Origin of the sequence: Alistipes sp. i18-0019-D1 (genome assembly GCF_042852885.1) — a bacterium.
In the GTDB taxonomy this organism is placed as follows: Bacteria; Bacteroidota; Bacteroidia; order Bacteroidales; family Rikenellaceae; genus Alistipes.
Genome location: NZ_AP031424.1, coordinates 1,830,301 through 1,849,197, shown reverse-complemented (window position 1 = coordinate 1,849,197; position 18,897 = coordinate 1,830,301). Strand labels below are relative to the sequence as shown.

At 61.8% G+C, this 18,897-nt stretch carries 20 protein-coding genes; 4 read left to right on the top strand and 16 right to left on the bottom strand.

Annotated features, from left to right (window positions below; all coding sequences use genetic code 11):
* Positions 1–17: 17 nt before the first annotated feature.
* Positions 18–1,802 carry a YgiQ family radical SAM protein gene (locus ACGHP5_RS07670; protein ID WP_390568305.1) on the top strand — a complete coding sequence of 595 codons (1,785 nt, stop codon included), beginning with the start codon at positions 18–20 and terminating at the stop codon, positions 1,800–1,802.
* A gap of 91 nt (positions 1,803–1,893) precedes the next feature.
* Here ACGHP5_RS07670 and ACGHP5_RS07665 read toward each other — a convergent pair whose 3' ends face one another.
* Positions 1,894–3,171 carry a putative sulfate exporter family transporter gene (locus ACGHP5_RS07665; RefSeq protein WP_337772414.1) on the bottom strand — a complete coding sequence of 426 codons (1,278 nt, stop codon included), beginning with the start codon at positions 3,169–3,171 and terminating at the stop codon, positions 1,894–1,896.
* Between the two features lie 10 nt (positions 3,172–3,181).
* Positions 3,182–4,249 carry a porin gene (locus ACGHP5_RS07660; protein WP_337657541.1) on the bottom strand — a complete coding sequence of 356 codons (1,068 nt, stop codon included), beginning with the start codon at positions 4,247–4,249 and terminating at the stop codon, positions 3,182–3,184.
* Between the two features lie 368 nt (positions 4,250–4,617).
* Between ACGHP5_RS07660 and ACGHP5_RS07655 the strand changes: the two genes are divergently transcribed.
* Both ACGHP5_RS07655 and ACGHP5_RS07650 read left to right on the top strand, forming a co-directional pair.
* Positions 4,618–5,595, top strand: coding sequence for a hypothetical protein (locus ACGHP5_RS07655; RefSeq protein WP_337755650.1), 978 nt, complete (start codon positions 4,618–4,620; stop codon positions 5,593–5,595).
* A 3-nt stretch (positions 5,596–5,598) separates the two neighbouring features.
* On the top strand, positions 5,599–6,444 hold the full coding sequence (locus tag ACGHP5_RS07650) for a hypothetical protein (protein ID WP_390568302.1): 846 nt from the start codon (positions 5,599–5,601) through the stop codon (positions 6,442–6,444).
* A 66-nt stretch (positions 6,445–6,510) separates the two neighbouring features.
* On the opposite strand, the gene ACGHP5_RS07645 is transcribed toward ACGHP5_RS07650, so the two are convergent.
* From ACGHP5_RS07645 to prmA, 3 genes are all read right to left on the bottom strand, one after another.
* A complete protein-coding gene (locus ACGHP5_RS07645) occupies positions 6,511–6,885 on the bottom strand; it encodes a hypothetical protein (RefSeq protein WP_290532292.1) in 375 nt (124 codons plus the stop codon).
* A 32-nt stretch (positions 6,886–6,917) separates the two neighbouring features.
* Positions 6,918–7,643 (bottom strand): DNA repair protein RecO, encoded by a 726-nt coding sequence (locus ACGHP5_RS07640; protein ID WP_290532291.1) that lies wholly within the window; start codon positions 7,641–7,643, stop codon positions 6,918–6,920.
* Positions 7,644–7,776: 133 nt separating this feature from the next.
* The gene (gene prmA / locus ACGHP5_RS07635; protein ID WP_295901064.1) at positions 7,777–8,607 is read right to left on the bottom strand and encodes a 50S ribosomal protein L11 methyltransferase; all 831 of its coding nucleotides are present in this window, start codon (positions 8,605–8,607) and stop codon (positions 7,777–7,779) included.
* 69 nt (positions 8,608–8,676) lie between these two features.
* Between prmA and xerD the strand changes: the two genes are divergently transcribed.
* Positions 8,677–9,573, top strand: coding sequence for a site-specific tyrosine recombinase XerD (gene xerD, locus ACGHP5_RS07630; protein ID WP_290532289.1), 897 nt, complete (start codon positions 8,677–8,679; stop codon positions 9,571–9,573).
* Positions 9,574–9,721: 148 nt separating this feature from the next.
* Here the strand turns inward: xerD and ACGHP5_RS07625 are convergent, their stop codons facing one another.
* The 11 genes from ACGHP5_RS07625 to ACGHP5_RS07575 all read right to left on the bottom strand — a co-directional run bounded on the left by ACGHP5_RS07625 (position 9,722) and on the right by ACGHP5_RS07575 (position 18,883).
* Positions 9,722–10,075: a cytosine deaminase gene (locus ACGHP5_RS07625; protein WP_295901059.1), complete on the bottom strand. Its 354-nt coding sequence runs from the start codon at positions 10,073–10,075 to the stop codon at positions 9,722–9,724.
* Complete coding sequence (locus ACGHP5_RS07620) at positions 10,032–10,862, bottom strand: DUF4296 domain-containing protein (RefSeq protein WP_290532287.1); 831 nt, start codon at positions 10,860–10,862, stop codon at positions 10,032–10,034. The genes ACGHP5_RS07625 and ACGHP5_RS07620 overlap by 44 nt, the downstream gene beginning before the upstream one ends.
* Positions 10,859–12,070 carry an ABC transporter permease gene (locus ACGHP5_RS07615; protein ID WP_390568298.1) on the bottom strand — a complete coding sequence of 404 codons (1,212 nt, stop codon included), beginning with the start codon at positions 12,068–12,070 and terminating at the stop codon, positions 10,859–10,861. Before ACGHP5_RS07615 ends, ACGHP5_RS07620 begins: the two co-directional genes overlap by 4 nt.
* A gap of 120 nt (positions 12,071–12,190) precedes the next feature.
* The gene (gene rbfA, locus ACGHP5_RS07610) at positions 12,191–12,532 is read right to left on the bottom strand and encodes a 30S ribosome-binding factor RbfA (protein ID WP_290532285.1); all 342 of its coding nucleotides are present in this window, start codon (positions 12,530–12,532) and stop codon (positions 12,191–12,193) included.
* 12 nt (positions 12,533–12,544) lie between these two features.
* Positions 12,545–13,354 (bottom strand): outer membrane beta-barrel protein, encoded by an 810-nt coding sequence (locus ACGHP5_RS07605; protein ID WP_290532284.1) that lies wholly within the window; start codon positions 13,352–13,354, stop codon positions 12,545–12,547.
* A 1-nt stretch (position 13,355) separates the two neighbouring features.
* On the bottom strand, positions 13,356–15,392 hold the full coding sequence (locus tag ACGHP5_RS07600; protein ID WP_390568295.1) for an Ig-like domain-containing protein: 2,037 nt from the start codon (positions 15,390–15,392) through the stop codon (positions 13,356–13,358).
* A complete protein-coding gene (locus ACGHP5_RS07595; protein WP_390568294.1) occupies positions 15,389–16,342 on the bottom strand; it encodes a hypothetical protein in 954 nt (317 codons plus the stop codon). The genes ACGHP5_RS07600 and ACGHP5_RS07595 overlap by 4 nt, the downstream gene beginning before the upstream one ends.
* 7 nt (positions 16,343–16,349) lie before the next feature.
* Positions 16,350–16,841 (bottom strand): 2-amino-4-hydroxy-6-hydroxymethyldihydropteridine diphosphokinase, encoded by a 492-nt coding sequence (folK, locus tag ACGHP5_RS07590; protein WP_022061088.1) that lies wholly within the window; start codon positions 16,839–16,841, stop codon positions 16,350–16,352.
* 3 nt (positions 16,842–16,844) lie between these two features.
* Positions 16,845–17,990 carry a DNA polymerase III subunit delta gene (locus ACGHP5_RS07585; RefSeq protein ID WP_147619725.1) on the bottom strand — a complete coding sequence of 382 codons (1,146 nt, stop codon included), beginning with the start codon at positions 17,988–17,990 and terminating at the stop codon, positions 16,845–16,847.
* 1 nt (position 17,991) lies between these two features.
* Positions 17,992–18,174 carry a hypothetical protein gene (locus tag ACGHP5_RS07580; RefSeq protein WP_390568293.1) on the bottom strand — a complete coding sequence of 61 codons (183 nt, stop codon included), beginning with the start codon at positions 18,172–18,174 and terminating at the stop codon, positions 17,992–17,994.
* A 7-nt stretch (positions 18,175–18,181) separates the two neighbouring features.
* The gene (locus ACGHP5_RS07575; RefSeq protein ID WP_337755661.1) at positions 18,182–18,883 is read right to left on the bottom strand and encodes a peptidylprolyl isomerase; all 702 of its coding nucleotides are present in this window, start codon (positions 18,881–18,883) and stop codon (positions 18,182–18,184) included.
* Between the last annotated feature and the right edge of the window lie 14 nt (positions 18,884–18,897).

The following is an 18,897-nucleotide window of genomic DNA, read 5'->3' as shown; positions in this document are numbered from 1 at the left end:
ACAAATAACGCACGATCTTGTTTCTGCCTACGACCATCAAGGAGGTCCGCGAACGCGGATGGGATCAGTTGGACGTGATCCTCTTCTCGGGCGACGCCTACATCGACCACCCGGCTTTCGGGGCGGCCGTCGTGGGACGCCTGCTCGAAGCCGAGGGCTACCGCGTGGCGATCGTTCCCCAGCCCAACTGGCGCGACGACCTGCGCGACTTCCGCAAACTGGGCGCGCCGCGCCTGTTTTTCGGCATTTCGGGCGGCTCGATGGACTCGATGGTCAACCATTACACCGCCAACCTCCGCCTGCGCCACGACGACGCCTACACGCCCGGCGGCAAGGCGGGATTCCGCCCCGATCGTGCCGTGACGGTCTATTCGCAGATCCTCAAGCGCCTCTACCCCCACGTTCCGGTGGTCATCGGGGGCATCGAAGCCTCGCTGCGCCGCCTGACCCACTACGACTACTGGAGCGACGCGCTGAAACCCTCCATCCTGGCCGAATCGGGCGCCGACCTGCTGATCTACGGCATGGGCGAACGGGTCGTGCAGCAGGTGGCCCGGGCGATGCGCAACGGCTATAACGCCAAACTGCTGCGCAAAATCCGGCAGGTGGCGTTCCTCTCCGACGAAAGCTACGTCGCGCGGCTCGACCCCGCCGCGACGATCCGCCTCCGCAGCTACGAGGAGTGTCTGGCCGACAAGACCGCCTTCGGCGAGAACTTCACCGTCATCGAGACCCAGAGCAACCTGATGGAACCCACAGCGACACTCGTGGAGGCCGTCGGCGACCGGTGCGTGGTCGTGACGCCCGCCAACACGACGCTCACGACCGAGGAACTCGACCACTCGTTCGATCTCCCCTACGAGCGCGCCCCGCATCCGCGTTACGCGGGCAAGGGCGACATTCCGGCCTGGGAGATGATCCGCCATTCGGTCAACATCCACCGCGGCTGCTTCGGCGGCTGCTCGTTCTGCACCATTTCGGCGCATCAGGGCAAGTTCATCAATTCGCGCAGCGAGCGGTCGATCCTCGCCGAAGTGGAGCATGTGGTGAAATCGCCCGGTTTCAAGGGCTATCTCTCGGATGTCGGCGCACCCTCGGCCAACATGTACCGCATGGGCGGCCGCGACAGGGAGCTGTGCCGCAAGTGCCGCCGGGCGTCGTGCCTCCACCCGAAGATGTGCCCCAATCTCGACAACGACCACCGGCCGCTGTTGGCCCTGTATGAAAAAATCCGGGCCGTCAAGGGCGTCAAGAAGGCCTTTATCGGCAGCGGCATCCGCTACGACCTGTTCGACCGCTCGCCCTATCTGGAGACTGTGCTGAAGCACCACACCTCGGGACGGCTTAAAGTGGCGCCCGAACACACCGAGGATAACGTGCTGCGCCTGATGCGCAAACCGCCGTTCGCGCTCTTCGAGCGGCTGACCGCCGACTTCCATCGCATTTGCAGTCAGGAACATCTGCCCTATCAGCTGATCCCTTACTTCATCTCGTCACACCCGGGATGCACCGAGCGGGATATGAAGTCGCTGTCGGAGAAGGTGTTGGGGAAAATGCACTTCAACCTCGAACAGGTGCAGGACCTCACGCCCACGCCGATGACCCTCTCCTCGGTAATGTTCTACACGGGAGAGAACCCCTACACGCACGAGAAAGTCCATGTCGCCCGGTCGCAGGACGAGAAGCGGCGGCAAAAGGCGTATTTCTTCGGCGGAAAACCCGCCGCCGGAAAAGGACGCCCGGAGCAGCGAACACCCCGGAAAGACAATCCGGGATTCCGGAAATTCAATAAGAAAGGCTAACGGATTCGTTAGCCTTTCTTATTAATGGCAGTCGCAACGCAGACTCACTCCCAAAACGGGAATACCAACCACCGCCCCTAAACGCGCTTTCTTAAAGCGCTGGTTTGAGGATGCCGAAGAGCAGGCAGGCGATAAGGAACGTCACCACGATATTGAAGGTCTGCGCCACGAGGAACGACCAGAGGACGTTGCGGTTCTCCTTCGACACGATGTCCTTGAGGCGCGTGTCGAGACCGATGCAGACGAAGGCCAGCGAGAAAAAGACCGTCGAAAACATCTTCGCCACACCCGGTTCGATCAGCTTGCCCTTGGCGTTGAGCGTAAAGAGGCCGTTCGACTGGCAGAGGCTGAAGACGAGCGACGCGGCGACGAATCCGAGAATGAATTTGGGGAACTTCTCCCACACGATGCCCAGCGAGGGAGCCTGCCCGCCCTTCTCGCCGCGGGTCGAAAGGTAAAGCGCAATGAAGAACGCCACCACGCCGATCAGCACATTCTGCGCCGCCTTGATGATCACGGCGTGCTGGTTGGCGACCTCGCCGACGATCATGCTCGACGCGGCGACGCCCGAGGTGGTGTCGATCGTGCCGCCGATCCACGCCCCGGCGACCTCCTCGGCCACTTCGGGAGCGAACAGGTGCGGCAGGATCAGGCCGGCCAGCCACGGCATGAGGTAGATCATCGGCACGACGACAATCAGCACCAGCGAAACGATATACGAAAGTTTGCGGTCGTCGCCGCCGACCACGCGCGCCGCGGTGATCGAAGCCGAGACGCCGCAGATCGAGAGTCCGCTCGAAAGGATCATCGCCGAACGCTCGTCGACCTTCATGCGGCGCGAGAACCAGAAGGCGAAAAACCACACGACGGCCACCACGAGGCAGGCCTGCACGAGTCCGAAGACCCCCGATTTCATCACGTCGCTGAAAAGGATCGTGGCGCCGAGGCACACCACGCCGATCTTGATGAAGAACTCGCCCTGAATGGCGGGCTTCATCCACGCGGGGACGCGCCACACGTTGCGGATCACCAGACCGAACAGCACCGAGAAGAAGACCGACTCGAAACCGTAGTAGGAGACGGCCGGGATTTTGGCCACGACCTGCGCCAGCAGCGAGACGGCGAAGACCACGACCAGCGACGGCAGCAACCCCTTGAGGGGACGCAGCAGCAGCAGGCAGCCGACGTAGAGCACCGCCAGCACGATGGCGAACAGCAGGCCGATGTTATACCACGCCACTTCGCCCACGAGGGTCGCGGGCACGCTCGGCAGGTCGGCGGGAATGAGCGCCGCAAGCAGCAGCAGCGGGATCGAGACCCAGACCACCACCCAGTCCTCGACACGGAGTTTTTCGAAAAAGTTTTTCATGGCAATTCAATTAAAAAATTCCGGAGAGCATCAGCGACACCACATTGCGGTTGGCGGCGGCGCGGGACGCGTAATCTTCATAGGTATAGTTGAGCTGGCAGCGCAGGTATTTCACGGGCTGCCACACGACGCCCGCCGTGTAGTTGGTCTGGCGCGAGGCGCTCTCCGAAGAGTTTTCGAGGAACGTATCGTAACGCACCACGGACATCAGCGACGGCGTCACGCGCCACCCGCCGACGGCGTACCAGCCGTCGCTGTCGAGTTCGCCGCCCGCGGGAAGCCCCGTCGTGCCGCAGATCCACTCGGCGCGCACGACCAACGGCCCCTCGTCGTAGCAGGCGCCCGCACCGTAGCGGACGCGCTTGAGGTAGTCGGCGCCGTACTCGCCCCAGTAGTAGGAACCGGCGATCTGCAATCCCCGGACGGGACGCAGCGTCAGCCGCGCCACAAGGTCCTTCGATTTGTTCCTGTCCTTGACGTTCAGGCCCTCGCCGTTGAACACGCCGAAGTTGTAGCCCAGGACGCTGTACCCTTTGCGGTTGAAGAACCCGCCGTAGAGCATGGCGCCCATGTCGCGGCCCGTGGCCGAGAGTCCGCACACGTCGTTGAAACCCATCAGCCGGCGCAGCGGCAGCGGATATTCGATGAACTCGTACTTAAGGGGCACGTAGTCGGTATTCTCGATCGAAAAGGGCAGTTTGTACTCTCCCAGCTGGAAATTCAGCTGCTCGAAAGGCCGGTAACGGATGTAGGCGTCGACGATTTTCGGGCCGCAGAACTCGATCTGCACGCGGTAGTCGAGTTTTTCGGCGATGTCCCCCGCCAGGTTCAGGCGCACGCGCTTGATGAAGAAGGTCGAGGAGGTCTCCGACCACTCGTAGCCGGTCTGCACGTAGCCCGAGATTTTGGGCAGACGTGCCAGGATTTTGTCCCATGCCGAGGCCCTGGCTTTCAGGGCTTCGATCCCGGCAGAAAGTTCGGCGGCGGTGGGTTCGCCCGCTGCGGGCGCAGGAACCGGCTCCCCGGCGAATGCCCCGAACGGGAGCAGCGATAACAACAGCAGAAGAATCGGTTTCATAAGCGGCGTTTCTTTTCAGGGTACAAAATTCGGAATTTCGCCGCTGCGGATCAATACGCGAAAATACGTAAAAACCCGTCCGGAAACGTTTTGCATTTCCCGGATTAATCGCTATATTTGTCAATGCAGCCTGTGAGGACTGCATACATGGGACATAAAAGCGCATCGGCTTTTTTCTTACAAGAGAAACCTGGAAAATTTCTAATGCAGTAAGGAATAAGAGTTGGTGCTCTCGCTGTTTTACGGCGTGGGCATTTTATCTGTATTCTACTGCATGGGCTATCCAGGGCCTCTCTTGTGGATATTGAAAATTGTCCACGTTTTTACGTGCCTTTGTAAAATTTATCAACCCTTAAAACTTAAATTTTATGAAGCGTATCTTGTTTCTGGCGGCGTTCATGCTGCTGTCGATGGCTGCCTCGGCGCAGGACATCATTGTGAAGAAAAACGGCGAGGAGATCCGTGCGAAGGTGGAAGAGGTCGGCGAACGGTCGATCCGCTACCGCAAATTCACGAACCTAACGGGACCCGTCTATTCGATCTCCCGCAGCGAAGTCTTCGTTATCCGCTACGAATCGGGGGCCAAGGACATAATCACGCCGCTCGACCGGCCTGCCGCAGCCGGAAAGAGACCGGACCCGGGAGCCGCCGTCCCGTCGCAGGCGGCAGTCTCGCGCGCCGCCGCCCAAACGAAAAAGAAGGAACGCGCGAAGTTGTGGGAATGGGGTGTGCGCGCCGATATAGGATTGAGCTTCTGGTCGATGAAGGATGACATCAACGGCATGATCGGATCGCTGTCCTCGGCCCGTCCGGATGCTTTTTCCACGAGCCAAAGCCCGCGCATCGGAGCCGGGCTGTCGGTTTTCGGCGAACGCTATTTCCGGAAGACCGGCGAAGGGCATATCGGGTTCGGACTGGGATACATGCAGACGGGCGGTGCGACCCAGCTCAAGGCGGAAAACCTCTCGGTCACGTTCAAAAACAAATTCGACGCCGTCTTCGCCCATGTTTACTATGGACTGACGCCCGTAAAAAAAGGATTTTCCATGCGGATCGGATTCCGGGTTTCCGTGCCGACGGCCATGAAAGTCCGCTTCGAGGCTTCGCCCGAGGTTGCGGAACGATGGCAGCAGGACGAAGATTTACAGGCGTACCCGCTCGATACGTGGCATAAGGTTCCGGGCGACATGGTCAAATCGGCCGTCGTGGCGGCCGTTCTCGAATACGGCTACAAGTTCGGCCATTCCGAGATCGGATTGCAATGGCTGCAAAACTTCGTCTCCCCGCACGAGGCGATCGGCAGCAATCCCTGGTCGCTGGGGCTGACCTACGCTTACCGTTTTTAAGCCATGAAAAAAATGCTACTGTTCCTGACAGCCCTTGCGGCATGGCACGGAGTCGCCGCGCAGGATGTGATCCTGTTGCGCAATGCGGATGAGATAAAGGCCCGTGTGACGGAAATCACCGAAACGGATGTTCTCTGCAAGATGTGGGACGATCCCGCGAAAATGCTGCGCATTGCGCGGGCCGAGGTATTTTCGATCACCTATGCCAACGGCGAGCGGGAGCTGTTCGTGGAGGAGAAGTCCGCGGCGGCGGACTACCCGTGGCCTGGGGTGACACGCTCCTACCGTCCCGGCGACCTGTTCGACGAGGACGGCGTGCGGGGAGTGGTGATCTCGACGACGGACGAAGGTCGCCACGGGCTGATCCTGTCGCTCGGGCAGGCCAGGCTGGCGTGGGCCGAAACAACGAGGCTGAACAACCTGCGGCTCGGACTTTCCGACCGTACCGACGGCTGGAACAACCGCCGCAGGGTGACGGAGTGGATCGCCGGAACCGAACTGACATGGGCCGATTTCCCGGCTTTCGAATGGTGTGAATCGCAGGGCGAAGGGTGGTATATGCCTGCGGCAGACGAACTGCACGATTTCTGGCGGCTGCTGGACGTCGACATGTCGGGAAAAATAAGTTTCGGCGACTGGAACCGCGTCCGGAAGCGGAATAAGGATTTGATGGAATCCTACGGAGGGGACCCGGGAGGGATGTATTCGCTGCTGATATGGTCCTCGACCGAAGTCTCGGAATCCGCATCGGCGATCTGCGGCAACCGGGATTTTTACAGCCCTGACAAAACGGAGGCCGGATACCCGAAGGCCGGTCAGACATGCGTGCGCGCCGTGCACAAGTTCTGACGCATAAAAACACAGGCTCCTGCGAAAAACAGGAGCCTGTGTTTGAAGAACAATCTTTCCGAGGCGCTACCGCGGCATGGGGAAGGAAAGCGTACGTGCGTCGAGGAAGGCGTCGGGAAAAGGACTCCAGTTCCAGGCCTGCCCGTTCGAAAGGGTGAAGTGCTGCCCCAGACGCAGCGTATTGTTGTCGATGACGGTGACGCGCGAAGGCAGGTTCTCCTTCTGGATAACCACCACCGAGGTCATCGACACCGAGGGTTTGGTCTTCACCGGAGCCATCGTCTTGTAGTCGGGTTTCCACGGCGACATGTGCGCCAGCGAATCGGGAAGCGTGAAGCCCGAAGTACGGGTCGAGTCGCGCCTGAAATCGAATTTCGGCTCCTGGGCCGAGGCGGCCAGCGCTACGGCGAGCGCTGCGGCCGCAAGCAACATCTTTCTCATAATTTTCTTCCCTTTTATCTTAAAACTTAACGTTAAAACACCTCTTTTAGTATGCGCACCGACTGCACGGCACTGATGGCGTCGAGGTGATAGCCGAAATAGGCCAGCATGGCGTTGAGGAACTCCGACCGCCGGTCGCGGTTCAGCCCCACGTCGCCCAGACGCCGCACGTCGCAGGAGAGCATCCTCTCCAGCAGGCAGGCGCACTCCTGGGTCATCACCCCGGGATGCGCCGGCCGCACGGGCGTATACAGCCCCTCGCGGATGTCGAACCACGCTCCCGGCGTATAGTCGTTGCCGGGACGGAAGCCCAGCAGGCGGCTCAGGTTGGCCAGGAACCAGAGGTGGAAATTCGGAACTCCGTCGTTCATGGCGTCCAGCGCCTCGGCCGAACCCCACACGAAATCGAAAAGCGCTTCGTTCGGCTCGCTCTCCCGGACGAGGCGGTACAAAACCTCGGCCATAAACAGCGCCATGGTCGATTTTCGGACGTCGAACGGAAGACTTTGCAGCACAAAACCCGCACGCACTTCCTTAAAGCGGTCCATCTGCTGCCGCGGGGATTCCAGTCCCTCGAACTCGACGGGAAACATCGGCTGGAACAGCGCCAGTTTCGAACCCCGGCCGTTGCGGCTGCGGACTCCCTGCACCATATAGCTGCGGCGGCCCCCGACGTCGGTCAGCAGGTAGGCGACCATCGACGTGTCGCCGTATTTGAGCGTATGCAGCACGATGCCGCGGCCTTTGTAGGTTTTCAAATCACAGAATTAATCTCTTTTCCTGAACGCTTTCCGGATCGGACCGCTGTTCCCGCGGCGTTCCGCCGCGTTTACAAGTCTGACCCACCCCTAAATCCCCGCCTCGGCGGGGACTTATCGCATGCGACCGGGATTACTTCTTCTTTTTAACACGTATCATCATCCAGCCTTCGCGGGTTTCGGCCGCGACGGTCTCCATGCCCAGTTTCGCAGCGGCTTGGGTGACGGCCGCAGTGTCCGCTTCGAGGAAACCGCTCATCACCAGATCGCCGCCCGGAGCCAGCGCCGCGGCGTAGGCCGGCATGTCGGCCACGAGGATGTTGCGGTTGATATTGGCCAGGATGAAGTCGTAACGCCGTCCCGCGATGCGGCCGACGTCGCCCAGCATCGGTTCGACCCGGTCCGCGACACCGTTCATGGCGACATTTTCACGGCAGTTCCCGTCCGCCCAGTCGTCGATGTCCACGGCGTCGACGTGCGCCGCGCCGCATTTGGCGGCGACGATAGCCAGCACGCCCGTGCCGCTGCCCATGTCGAGTCCCGTGCGGCCCGCGACCCCGAGGCCGAGCACCGCACGCGACATGAGCCACGTGGTGGCGTGATGGCCCGTGCCGAACGACATCCGGGGCAGCACGACCACCTCCATCTCCCCCGCAGGGACCGGATCGTGGAACGGGGCGCGGATGCGCAGGCGGCCTTCGACGTCGACCGGCGGGAAATCGCTCTCCCAGGCGGCATTCCAGTTTTGGGTCCGGATGACGGCGTAACGCCCCTCGATCCCGCAGCGCGCCAGCAGGGCGTCGACATCGTCCTTGCAGCCGGAGAGCCGCACGGCCGGAATATAGGCTTTCAGCACGCCGTCTCCGGTCTCGAAGCTCTCGAACGGGAAATCGGCCAGTTCGGCGGTCAGGATTTCAGCCTGCTCGTCGTCGGCGACTGCGATATTGAGGACTGTGTAATCCATATTATGTAAAATTTTTCGTACCTTCGTTCGGACAAAGTTACAATAATCCCGGATTCAGCGGACCAAAAGATGGCAGAAAATACGAAAAAGTGGGACGAAACCGGCCGTCGTTACCGTACCTACATAAAATTGGAAAAGCGGCTCTCGGAAAACACCGTCGAATCGTACATGCGCGACTACAGGCAGTTCGCGCACTTCATCCTGCGCCAGTGGGACGTCGCGCCCCACAAGGTCGAACCGCAGATGGTCGAACGCTACATGGCGTGGCTCTACGAGCGGGGACGCGAGAAGACCTCGCAGGCCCGGGCGTTGAGCGGCATAAAGAGTTTTTTCAACTACCTGATGATCTCGGACAAGATCGAATCGTCGCCCGCGGAGTTCGTCCTGACACCCAAATTCGGCCGCCAGCTGCCCGACGTGCTCACCACCGCGGAGATCGACCGCATCATCGCCGCCGTGGACACCTCGACGGTGAAGGGACTGCGCGACTGCGCCATGCTCGAAGTGCTCTATTCGTGCGGACTGCGGGTCTCGGAACTCACGTCGCTGCGCATGCAGGACCTCTTTTTCGGGGAGGGGTATATCCGCGTGATCGGCAAGGGCGACAAACAGCGGATCGTGCCGGTCAGTTCGACGGCGCGCGAACGCATTCTGCGCTACCTCGAAGAGCGGCGGAGCGCCCGGACGGGCGAGGAGATCGTCTTCCTGAACAACCGCGGGGGACAGCTTACGCGGGTGATGGTCTTCACGATCCTCAAACAGGCGGCCGGACGGGCCGGAATCGAGAAGCGCATCAGCCCCCACACCTTCCGCCACTCGTTCGCGACGCACCTGCTGGAAGGCGGTGCCTCGATCCGCCAGGTGCAGGAGATGCTGGGGCACGAAAGCATCCTCACGACCGAAATCTACACCCATCTCGACAGCGAACACCTGCGGCGCACGGTCGAGGAGCATTTGCCCATCTGACAAGAGGTGACTTTTCACGATACCAACCATCCGGGCAGTACGTCATCTCCCTCGCTGAAGGAGAGCCGGAATGGAGTCAGATATTGGCCGCGAACGGTACCGGCAAATCTGGGGAAGCGGTCGGAAACCACACCCACACCCGGAATAACTACAACTTCCGGATCTGCGACTGCGGCGTAAGCCGCAGCGATTCGTAGTCGAGTCCCGAGATGACGACCAGCACTCCGCCGGGCGTCACGGCCTGCGGCAACAGTTCGGAAAGCGGCAGCGCGGCGACGCGCATGCCGTCGAACGCGGCGCGGTAGTCGGCCGGGAAATCCGGGACCAGCAGCCCCGCATAGAACTCCGTGGCGGCGAGACGGTCCGGATCGGGACAACTCCCCGCGGTGAGCACGCGCCCGTCCGCCCCGAGGGTCAGGAGCGGATGCCGGACGAGGCCCTGCGGGGTCCACAGCAGGTTAGAGGCTATCCTTCGGGATGGCTGCGGCACGGAGGAAGTCATCGGCGAAAATCCGGATGTCGAGTTGCTGTTCGTAGAGTTTTTCGACGGCCGTGCGGGTCGGAGGAATGTACTCCACCTTGAGGTCGGTGACCGTCACCGACGGCCGCTCGGGCCTGGCGTTGAAGGTCAGGAAGTCGATGCGCAGGCAACGGTGCGTCGTGTCGGTCGTAAACCGGCGCGAGAAGGTCTCCTCGCGGTTGCGCCGCAAGGTCGTGGTGTAGACGTTGGTGCGCGAGCTGTCGCGCCGTTCGAGCCACACGGAGCCTTTCAGCCCCCGCTGGTTGCGGTCGAGCGAATCGACGAGGTATTTGAGCGAAAGGCTGTATTCGCCCGGCTCGACGTCGAGCGTAAAGCTCAAACGGGCCGTGTCGCGCAGCGACCCGACGCGGATGAGCGAGTCGGCGAGCACCGTGCGCGTGAAGGTGCGGCGGGCGACGTTGTCGATCGTGTCGAGCACGGCGACCTCCTGGTTATAGATTTTCCCCTCCCGTTCGAGCATCTCGATGGCCCGCTCGACCACGTCGCCCAAACGGGCGCTCTTGCGCTTCGAGAAGTTGCCGATGGTGTAGTGCACATCGTCGGTCGTGTAGCCGTAGCGGGCGAAGATCGGCTCGTAGATGCGCAGCGAATCGGTCTTCACACCCTCGCTGCCGATGTAGGCGTTGGTGAGGAACGCATCGTGGAAAATCTGCGCCAGCTTGTCGTCGGGGATGATCTTGTGGCGGGCGCAGGCGGCCAGCAGCAGCACGAGGGCCGCGGAAGCCGTTATGCGGAGGAATCGTTTCATAATCGGGTGTCGGTTTTAATCATACTGCGGACGGTGATGTTCGAAAGGACGGCGGCCACGGCGGCGAACGACGCGGCGACGACCGCCAGGTCGGCCGGTCGGAATTCGACGGGATAGCTCTTCGTGAGGAAGGTCTCGGCCGGAATCTCGATCAGCCCGAAATACTGCTGCGCGAGGGTCGCGGCAACGCCCAGCGCCATGCCGGCGACAGCGCCCAGACCGCATATCAGAAACCCTTCGGTGCGGAACACGGCGCGGACGAGGCCCGTGTCGGCCCCCAGGGCGCGGAGCGTGGAGATGTCGTCCCGTTTTTCGACGATCAGCATGGCCAGCGCCCCCACCACCGAGAACGAGGCGATGACGAGCACCAGCAGGGCGATGAAGAAGATGCCCCACTTCTCGTAGGTCATGATGCGGTAGAACGAAGCGCGCAGTTCGTCGCGCGTGCGGACGCGGAATCCGTCGCCCGCAGCCTCGGCAACGGCCTTGCGGACCGCCGCGGCATCGGCTCCGGGAGCGAGGCGCACGACGAGCGCCGAGGCGCGGCCCGCATAGCCGAACAGCTCCTGCGCAAGCCGCAGCGAGGCGAGCACGTAGGTGCGTTCGGTTTCGAGGTCGAGGGTATAGACGCCGCCTACGGGTTCCGTGCGGCGCGTGTAGTTTTCGAGCGGCAGCAGCGAGGAGAACGATCCCCGCCGCACGGCGTAGAGCGTGACGTCGGCATCGGCCAGCGAGCGGATACCCAGCATCCACGCCATCGACTGCCCGACGACCAGCCGTTCCAGATCGCCCAGCCGCACGCGCCACTCCCCGGCGGAAACGGCATCGCCAAGCTGAAAGACAGCCCCGTAGGCGTCGTCGACGCCCCGGATCGTGGCGGTGGCCTGGCGCCCTCCGTGTTCGAGCAGGGCGCTCTGCTCCAGGGTGAACGACAGCGCGCCGACTCCCGGGATACGTGCGAGGGCCGCGGTGTCGAGGTCCCGCTGCGCAAAGGTCTGCCCCTGCAGCGGAGAGACGGTCAGATCGGCGTCGAAAGCCGAATACATCGACTTGACGAGCGACTCGAAACCGTTGAAGACCGACAGCAGGATGATCATCGCCGCGACGGGCATCGCCACGGCCGCAACGCTCAATCCCGAGATCAGGTTGACCACCGACCGGGACTGGGACGAAAAGAGGTAGCGACGGGCGAAGAGCTGCGGCAGCATGGCGGGCGACGGATTAGAGCGTAAATCCCAAAGCCCCCGCCTCGGCAGAGGTTCGGGGGCGGATCGGACTTGCAAACGACGCCGCAGGCAGCGGGAACAACCGACAGAAGCGCATAATTGTCAATCTTCTTTCAGCGCCTGCTCTATATGCTCGATGTATTCGAGCGAATCGTCGAGGAGGAACTGGATTTCGGGGACGTTTTTCAGCTGGTTGCGGATCCGCTGGCCCAGGGCGCGGCGGATGAACCAGTTCTGGTGTTCGAGCCGCTTCATCACCTCGCCGCTCTGCCCGAAGGGGAAGATGCTGACGTAGATTTTAGCGTAGCTGAAATCGGGGGATATGCGTACGGCGGTGACCGTTACGAGCGAACCGCGCACGATCGGGGCGCCTTCCTTCTGGAAGATTTCGGCAACGTCCTTCTGGATCTGCTTGGCGATTTTCTGCTGACGGGTAGTTTCCATAACTTGTAGTTTTTACAACCCGAACTTGAAGACCTCGCGGTTCTTCTCCTTCTTGGGTCTTGGTTTCCAGGTCTCGAAGCCCTGTTTGTTGAAGCGGTAGTTCAGCCCCACGGAGATCATGAGGTTGTCGAGCGGCGAACGCAGCGGAGTGGCCCAGAAGGGATTTTCCGCACCGTCGCTGTTGTTGTCGTAGTATTTGTTGCGGTTGCGGACGATGTCCGAATAACCGAACGAATAGCGCACGCGGAAATTCAGTTCGAAACGGCGGATCAGGAAGGCGATGCCGCCGCCGCCCGCCAGTCCGTAGCCCCAGCGGTTGTCGCGCGCGAGTTTGAAGGGATAGTCGCCCTTCCAGTCGGCGGAGCCGTTGGCCCGGGCCTGCTCGTTCTCGTAGGTGGACGAGATGTTGTAGGAGAAGGTCGCGGCCGCTTCGAGGTAGATGCGGACATGGTTGCGCAGCATGTAGAAGTGCGGCTGCCAGACGATCGGCAGCACGACGGAATTGATGTGCCGCGTATAGTAGAGGTAATCCTTCTTCTCCTCGACCTGCGCGGCGTTGGTCGCAAACGAGAAGCCCTGCTGCTGGAACTCCAGGTCGATGCCGAAGCCCCCCACGAAGCGCTGCTTGCCGTAGTAGCGCCACGAAAGGCCGCCGCTGTAAAGTCCCCAGATCGCCCGCATCTCCTGCTGGGGCTGAAAGCGGCCATTACCCATGCCGTAGCCCACCGTGAAGCCGAGCGTATGCTGCGCCGAAGCCCCCTGCCATGCGGCGAGGGCTGCAAGGGCGAAGAGCACCGTCCGGATATGTCGTTTCATCGTCATCTTACCTGAAATTATTGAACATCCCGCCCGCAGCGTTGAAGTTGCTGTTATTGTCATTCTGCTGCCGGTTGCGGTCCTGATCCCGTTTCGGACCCTCCTTGGCCCGCTTCTCCGCCTCGCGGCGCAGGCGCTGCGATTCGCGCTCGTCGAGCAGACGCGAAAGCGACTGCATCGTGACCGGTGCGAAGATACGGTTCATATCCATCGAGAATTCGATCTCCCAGTTGGTCTTCGTGGCGAAAGTGTCCTCGCCCTGGTCGTTGGCATAGATCTCGGCCCGCTCGGGCTGGAGGCGTTCGACCACATTGCCCGAATCCCACTTGCCGTTGCCGTTCCTGTCTTCGATAACACGGAACTTGATCTCGCCCGCGGGAACGTAGTTGAACCGAACATCGCCGGTCACCACGTCGCGCTTCTCCTGCTTGAGCGCGTTGTTGCCGTCGAGCAGCTGGACGATGTATTTCGTGCCGTCGTCACGCCCGCGGACGTGGATGAGCACCGTGGCGAACTTCTCGGGATCGAGAACCGTGTACTTGCCGATGATCGAGTCGTTGGAGAGGCCCGCGACGTCGGTGATGGCGCCCTCGGGGATGGTCAGCGTATACTGTCCGCCCAGCTTCCACGGAGCGCGGACCTGCCAGCGGCGAAGCATCCCCGTATCGCGCACCATGCGCACGGGAATGTCCTCGATCGAGTTGTCCTCGAGCACGCGCGTCAGCAGCAGTTTGGCCGAATCGAGTTTCACGAGCGGATAGTCGAAATCGACCGTCAGGTGATTCTCGGGATTGATCTCGCCCGAAGTGGGCATCTTGAAGGCGAAGGGGTTCTCCTTCTTGGGTTCCTCCCACTCCTCACCCGCGGCCTCGGCCTTGCGGCGTTCGCGTTCGAGTTTCTCGCGTTCGCGCTCCTGCTCCTTGGTCTCGATCAGCCTCCAGGAGAGTTTCAACGGCTCGGTGACCTCCTGCAACCGGTTGACGGTGTCGTGTTTGAAATAGGAAATCTCGCCCTTGATCGTGTCGGGAAGCGCCGACGAGGGAACGTTGAACCACAAGGCGATCGTATCGCGGCCCACGGTCTGCGGATCGATGATCACCCGGTCGGCCGGGATGCTGTCGAAACGGAGCCGGGTGATCTTCGGATGCGCCGACGCAAAATAGAGCATCGCCTTGTGCTGCTGGGGCCGTTCGGTCTGCGAAAGCACCTGGCGGCGGAACGCCTTGTCGGTGAACATGCGGAAGTAGAGCTGCGGCTCGGCCGTCACGTACTGGCGGATCGAGTCGTACCACATGCCGAAATCGGGCATCTCGGCGGGGTTATAGGTCCCTTCGAGGAAACCCACCTGGTCGCTGCCCGGCTCGTACATCTGATTGTCGTTCTTATCCTGGACGGCATAGACGCGGTAGGGGATCGGCTTGAGGTTCTGGGCGATGAAGATGCCGTTGTTCTCGGCACGGGCGATCGCCGCGGGTTTGTACTTGAAGATCGTGGAGTCGTATCCGGCGACGTGCTCGACCGAGTCGGCCGGGAAGAACCAGATGAAGGTCTTCGACACGGAGTCGGCCTTGTAACTGTCGGCCGTATAGCCCGAAAGGACCATCGAGTCGATCTCGGGACCCGTCGAGAAGACGTAGCGCATCGAATAGAGCGGGTTGCCCTCGTTGTTGTCGCGGATGGCGCTGCCGAAATTGAGCGCATAGGTCGTATTCGGAGCCAGCGTGTCGCGCAACTGCACGACGATGCCCCGGCCGCGCAGGGTGATGAGCGGCTTTTTCTTCATCGCCGGCGAGGTGAAGAACTCCTTCTGCTGGTCCTTGAGCTGCACGAACTCGTCGAACTCGATGTAGATTTTCCCGTGACCGACCGTCGGGCGGTCGGTCGCGAAGTTGTCGGGCGTCATGTTCACGATGACGGGAGGCAGCGAGTCGCGGGGACCTCCCGTGGGGGTCATCATGCTCGCACAGCGGCTCATGAGGGCCGAAGCGAAAAGCAGCGCCACCGCAAGGCGCAGCACGTTAAGCATATGTCGCGGAGTGTTCATCGGCGTCGGGATTGTGTTTGGGGGTTCGTTTCAGGAGCGCGCGACGCATCGACGAAGCGCCAGCCGTCCTCGACGTAAATCCACGTCGCGTGCCACGGACGGAAGACCACCGGCAGGGTCACGGCCTCGCCTTCGAGGTCGACGACCTGTTTCGAGTAGGCGTAGAGGCGGTTGGTGCGGTCGACCACGACCACCATCAGGGTCGCGGAGCTGACCTCCATCTTGTAAAGCCCGGTCGCCTTGTCCTCGTAGGCCGAGAACGGCGTGGCGGGCGGGGTGACGCCGGCGGTTTTCGCCGTGAGTTTGCCCGACACGGCATCGTCGTACGAGGCGATGTAGAACGCCGTGGTGTCGGCGGCGTAGGCATAGGCCTTCACGCTGGCGATCTCCGAGGTCTCGCCACCCTCGGCAAGCTGGACCGAGGGATCGATGAAACAGTCGAGGTAGACGGGAGGCGCATAGAACTCGTTGTAGAAACTCCAGTTGCCCTCCTTGTAGGAAAAACCCTTCCAGGGTTTGAAAATCAGCGACACGTAGAGGTTGGGAAGGTTCACGTCCAATTCCTGCTGCGTATAGGCATAGACCCTGTTTACCGGGTCGACAGCCACGACCATCTGCGTCTCGGCCGAAAGCGGCATCTGCACCCAGCCCACGGTCCCCTCCCGCACGCAGGGTTCAGCCGCGGCGACCGGGGAGGCGATCCGGTCCGAAAGGTCGTCCTTCCGCGCAATGACGCCGTTGAGCGCATCCTCGTAGGAAGCCACGGTGTAAAAGGCCGTATCGGCGTCGAAAGCATAAGCCTTCAGCCCCTCGAACGGCTCGACAGGATCGACCGTCTGCGCCTGCGCAAGGGGTTTGAGGACGTAGTTCGTCTTGTACGACACGTCCTTGAAACACCCCGCGAGCAGCGCGGCGGCGGCCAGAAGCGGTAATATTCGTTTTGCCTTCATACCCGTTCTATTTGTTTCGGAGCGCGTCGAGCATCTCGCCGACGGTAGCTCCCGTCACGGGATGCCGCCGCTGGCGCATGATCTCGCAAAGCGGCACCAGCGCGAATTCCCGCTCGGCGAGCAGCGGATGGGGAACCGTGAGGCGTTCGTCGCCGATCACCTCGTCGTCGTAGAAAATGATGTCGATGTCGATCGGCCGCGAGCAGTAGACGGCTCCGGAAGAGGCCTTCTCGACCGCCTCGGCGGCGCGGTTGCGGCCCAGTTCCCGCTCGATCCGCTGGCAGGCGTCGAGCACCTCGTGCGGCGTGAGGTCGGTGGAGACCTCCAGCGCCTGGTTCGAAAAACGCTCCGCGGCCGGGAATCCCCACGGCTCGCTTTCATAACGGTGAGAGCAGCGCAGCACGGCCCCCACACGGGAGTTGACAAGCTGCTGCGCCGTTTGCAAGGTCCGTTTCACATCGCCCTGATTACCGCCTAAAAGAAGTGCCACACGTGCCATAAATCACAAATGTTTTATCATCTTGCTCACCGAGAGGGCAAAATGGGTGAATACGATCGTCGGATTGCCGTTCTGCGCAATCTGCGCGGCGGCGCTCTCGATCTCGGCGATCAGCGGCTCGATATTCCGCGGGCCGACGAAAGGGGCGAATTTCGAACAGAAAGCCAGCTCCTCGCCCCAGAGGTAGCTGACCTCGCGGATACCGGCATGGAGCATGAAGCTCTCGCGCAAAAGCCGCGCCGCATCGCGCAGAAACGCCCGCTGCTGCTCGCGGGTGAGCTGCGCAGCATCTTCGGCCCAGGCGATCAGTTCGAGGTGCCGGTCATTGTAGCTCAAACGCATGAGGCTGCAAAAAAGGTCGAAATGCTCCTTGCGCATCGCATCGCTCTCGCCCGCCACCAGATGGCCCAGTTCCAGCAAATCGCCGCCTGCCAGGCGCGCCATGTTGCGGGCTTGCAGCGGATCGGCCACGCCCCGCTGCTGCGCCACCCGCTCCAGTACATCGGGCGCGATGCGCGGCACGCAGACCTCCTGCGTACGCGAAACGATCGTCGGCAGCAGGCGGTCGGGATGTTCGCAGACCAGGATGAAAAGCGTGCGGTCCCACGGCTCCTCCAGAATCTTGAGAATCTTGTTCGCGGCCTCCTCGTTCATCGCCTCCGGAAGCCAGATCAGCATGGTCTTATAGTCGGCCTCGAAACTCTTGAACGACAGTTTGCGGATGATCTCGTCGGCCTCGCGGGCCGCGATCATGCCTTTGAGCGTCTTGCCCAGGTCGAGGCGGTCGTACCAGTCCTGCGGCGAGAAGTAGCCCCCGCGCTCGGCGAACAGCGCGCGGAACTGCGGCAGGAACTCGTCGCTGCGCATCACCTCTCCCGACTTCTTGCCCTGTTTGTTGACCGGGAAAACCAGATGCAGGTCGGGGTGCGCCAGCGCCGCGATCTGTCGGCAGTCGGGGCATTCGCCGCACGAGTCGCCGCCCGAGCGGTGACGGCAGCAGAGATACTGGACATAGGCCACGGCCACGGCCAGCGCCCCGGAACCCGCCGTACCCGTGAAGAGCTGGGCATGGCTCACGCGACCGGCATCGACCGACTGCGTCAGATGCCGTTTCAAATCCTCCTGTCCTGTAATGTCCGCAAAACGCATTTTACTCCTTATTTTTCATCCGCCGGAAGGTCTGCACCCCGGCAATCGTCAGCAAACCCGCGAAAACCACCGCGAGGATCACGGCCCGCGCCGTGCCGCGCTCCAGCTGGAGCGCCCCGGCCCCGCAGAGGAAAAGCGCGAAACTGGCACCCATCACCACTATCTTTCCGGTCGTCTTCTTCATCGCCAATCTATTTTTGAACCGCTTCGGCCCGGATGATCCGCACGTCCTCCAGCGGCCGGTCGGCCGAATCGGTCGCCACGCCCTGAATGGACTCCACGATCTCCAGGCCCTCGGTCACACGCCCGAAGACGGTATACTGTCCGTCGAGAAACGGCGTGCCGCCGGTGGTTTCATAGATCGTCCGCAAGGAGTCGGGGATCACGATCTCTCCGTTCGTCGCAGCGGTCACGCTCTGCTGAATCCGGTCGAGCGTCGCGCCGTCGAAGGGCTTGCCCCAGACGATGTAGAACTGACTGCCGGAGGATTTCCGTTCGGGATTCACCTCGTCGGAAGTCCGGGCCGCGGCCAGCGCACCGCGCGTATGCGCCAGCGCCGGATAGACGATCTCGGCGGGAATCAGGTAGCCCGCATCGGCCTCGCCCAGCATCGTGCCCGCCGGGGCGCGCCGCGAGGCGGGATCGCCCGCCTGGATCATGAAATCGGCGATCACGCGGTGGAACAGCACCGAATCGAAAAAGCCTTCGCGGGTCAGTTTCAGGAAATTGTCCCGGTGAAGAGGCGTCCGCCCGTCGAGTTCGATGCGGATGTCGCCCGCCGTGGTATGCAGCAGCACCTCGGCCGAGCCTTCCGGACGGGGTCGACCGCAGGCGGCGAGGAGCAGGACGGCCGAAGCCGCGGCTGCGATTCTGGGGAAAAGTCGTTTCTGCATGCTCCGATTCATTT

Coding starts and splice junctions, on each gene's coding strand:
- ACGHP5_RS07665 (WP_337772414.1), bottom strand. CDS start 3,171: ATGAAAAACTTTTTCGAAAAACTCCGTGTCGAGGACTGGGTGGTGGTC.
- ACGHP5_RS07600 (WP_390568295.1), bottom strand. CDS start 15,392: ATGAACACTCCGCGACATATGCTTAACGTGCTGCGCCTTGCGGTGGCG.
- ACGHP5_RS07655 (WP_337755650.1), top strand. CDS start 4,618: ATGAAGCGTATCTTGTTTCTGGCGGCGTTCATGCTGCTGTCGATGGCT.
- xerD (WP_290532289.1), top strand. CDS start 8,677: ATGGCAGAAAATACGAAAAAGTGGGACGAAACCGGCCGTCGTTACCGT.
- ACGHP5_RS07580 (WP_390568293.1), bottom strand. CDS start 18,174: ATGAAGAAGACGACCGGAAAGATAGTGGTGATGGGTGCCAGTTTCGCG.
- ACGHP5_RS07650 (WP_390568302.1), top strand. CDS start 5,599: ATGAAAAAAATGCTACTGTTCCTGACAGCCCTTGCGGCATGGCACGGA.
- ACGHP5_RS07660 (WP_337657541.1), bottom strand. CDS start 4,249: ATGAAACCGATTCTTCTGCTGTTGTTATCGCTGCTCCCGTTCGGGGCA.
- ACGHP5_RS07605 (WP_290532284.1), bottom strand. CDS start 13,354: ATGACGATGAAACGACATATCCGGACGGTGCTCTTCGCCCTTGCAGCC.
- prmA (WP_295901064.1), bottom strand. CDS start 8,607: ATGGATTACACAGTCCTCAATATCGCAGTCGCCGACGACGAGCAGGCT.
- ACGHP5_RS07615 (WP_390568298.1), bottom strand. CDS start 12,070: ATGCTGCCGCAGCTCTTCGCCCGTCGCTACCTCTTTTCGTCCCAGTCC.
- ACGHP5_RS07620 (WP_290532287.1), bottom strand. CDS start 10,862: ATGAAACGATTCCTCCGCATAACGGCTTCCGCGGCCCTCGTGCTGCTG.
- ACGHP5_RS07585 (WP_147619725.1), bottom strand. CDS start 17,990: ATGCGTTTTGCGGACATTACAGGACAGGAGGATTTGAAACGGCATCTG.
- ACGHP5_RS07595 (WP_390568294.1), bottom strand. CDS start 16,342: ATGAAGGCAAAACGAATATTACCGCTTCTGGCCGCCGCCGCGCTGCTC.
- folK (WP_022061088.1), bottom strand. CDS start 16,841: ATGGCACGTGTGGCACTTCTTTTAGGCGGTAATCAGGGCGATGTGAAA.
- ACGHP5_RS07575 (WP_337755661.1), bottom strand. CDS start 18,883: ATGCAGAAACGACTTTTCCCCAGAATCGCAGCCGCGGCTTCGGCCGTC.
- rbfA (WP_290532285.1), bottom strand. CDS start 12,532: ATGGAAACTACCCGTCAGCAGAAAATCGCCAAGCAGATCCAGAAGGAC.
- ACGHP5_RS07645 (WP_290532292.1), bottom strand. CDS start 6,885: ATGAGAAAGATGTTGCTTGCGGCCGCAGCGCTCGCCGTAGCGCTGGCC.
- ACGHP5_RS07625 (WP_295901059.1), bottom strand. CDS start 10,075: ATGACTTCCTCCGTGCCGCAGCCATCCCGAAGGATAGCCTCTAACCTG.